General features: G+C 60.3%; 2 protein-coding genes. Both read left to right on the forward strand.

What is annotated here, in order from left to right:
• Positions 1-65 precede the first annotated feature (65 nt).
• A complete protein-coding gene (locus ABT116_RS46945) occupies positions 66-1,037 on the forward strand; it encodes a phosphotriesterase family protein (RefSeq protein ID WP_003943005.1) in 972 nt (323 codons plus the stop codon).
• A 3-nt stretch (positions 1,038-1,040) separates the two neighbouring features.
• Complete coding sequence (locus tag ABT116_RS46950) at positions 1,041-1,232, forward strand: hypothetical protein (RefSeq protein WP_351647466.1); 192 nt, start codon at positions 1,041-1,043, stop codon at positions 1,230-1,232.
• The last annotated feature ends 90 nt before the right edge of the window (positions 1,233-1,322 follow it).

The following is a 1,322-nucleotide window of genomic DNA, read 5'->3' on the forward strand; positions in this document are numbered from 1 at the left end:
CACGTGAGACACACTAGCTCATTGTCTCATGTTAGTGATGGCGATCACAGTCAGGGGTTCGATCGATGAGTTCAGTACAAACCGTTCGTGGGCCGGTGGATACAGCCGATCTGGGAAAGGTGTTGATGCACGAGCATGTCTTCGTTCTGGGTGAGGAGTTGCGCCAGAACTACCCCGACTACCCCGAACCCTGGGACGAGGAAGTACGGGTAGCGGACGCGGTGGCAAAGCTGACCGAGGTGAAGTCCCGCGGAATCAGCACGATCGTCGATCCCACGGTGATCGGCCTCGGCCGGTACATTCCGCGAATCGTCCGGATCAACGAGCAGGTCGATCTCAACATCATCGTTGCTACCGGCATCTACACCTACAACGACATTCCCTTCCAATTCCATTACACCGGACCGGGATTGCTGTTCGACGGCCCCGAGCCGATGGTCGAACTGTTCGTCAAGGACATCAGGGAAGGAATCGCCGGAACCGGTGTCCGAGCCTCCTTCCTGAAGTGCGCCATCGAGGAGCCGGGCCTTACCCCCGGCGTCGAGCGGGTCATGCGCGCGGTCGGACAGTCGCAGGTGGAAACGGGAGTGCCGATCACCGTGCACACCAATCCGCACACTGAATCCGGGCTGGTCGCGCAGAAGGTTCTGGCCGAAGAGGGTGCGGATCTGACCAAGGTGGTCATCGGTCACTCCGGCGACACCACCGATCTCGACTACCTGTGTGCGCTGGCCGATGCCGGTTCGCTACTGGGGATGGACCGTTTCGGTCTCGAACCGTTCCTGTCGTTCGAGGATCGTGTCAACACGGTGGTGGAGATGGCCCGTCGCGGTTACGCGGAGAAGATGGTTCTGGCACATGACGCGTCGTGTTTCATCGACTACTTCCCCAGTGCTGCAAGAGAAGTGGCACTTCCGAACTGGAACTACACCCACATCAGTGATGATGTCATTCCTGCGCTGCTCGAACGTGGTGTCACCGAAGACCAGGTCAAGGCGATGCTGGTGGACAACCCACGTCGGTACTTCGAGAGCTGAGATATGACCTACGTGTACGAGAGCAAGCCCTGGCTCGCCAATTACGACGCCGACACTCCGCCGAACGTAGACATCGAGCACGTCGACGCCCTCGCGATGTTCCGTGCTTCGCTGGAGCGCGATCGCACTGCCCCGATCATCAGGTACTTCGACAGGACCGTCAGCTTTGCCGAGCTCGACGAGATGTCGGTCTGAATTCCAGGGGGATCTGTGGCTCCACGGCGTGCACTGGTGGTCGGGTGCGGCGGCACGCTCGGCTTCGCCTGGACGGTCGCCGCGCTCACC

Source organism: Streptomyces sp. NPDC002130, from assembly GCF_040296465.1.
Taxonomy (GTDB): domain Bacteria; phylum Actinomycetota; class Actinomycetes; order Streptomycetales; family Streptomycetaceae; genus Streptomyces.

What these genes read in the sequence shown, in the direction of transcription:
- ABT116_RS46945 (WP_003943005.1), top strand. Translation starts at nt 66, where the DNA reads ATGAGTTCAGTACAAACCGTTCGTGGGCCGGTGGATACAGCCGATCTG.
- ABT116_RS46950 (WP_351647466.1), top strand. Translation starts at nt 1,041, where the DNA reads ATGACCTACGTGTACGAGAGCAAGCCCTGGCTCGCCAATTACGACGCC.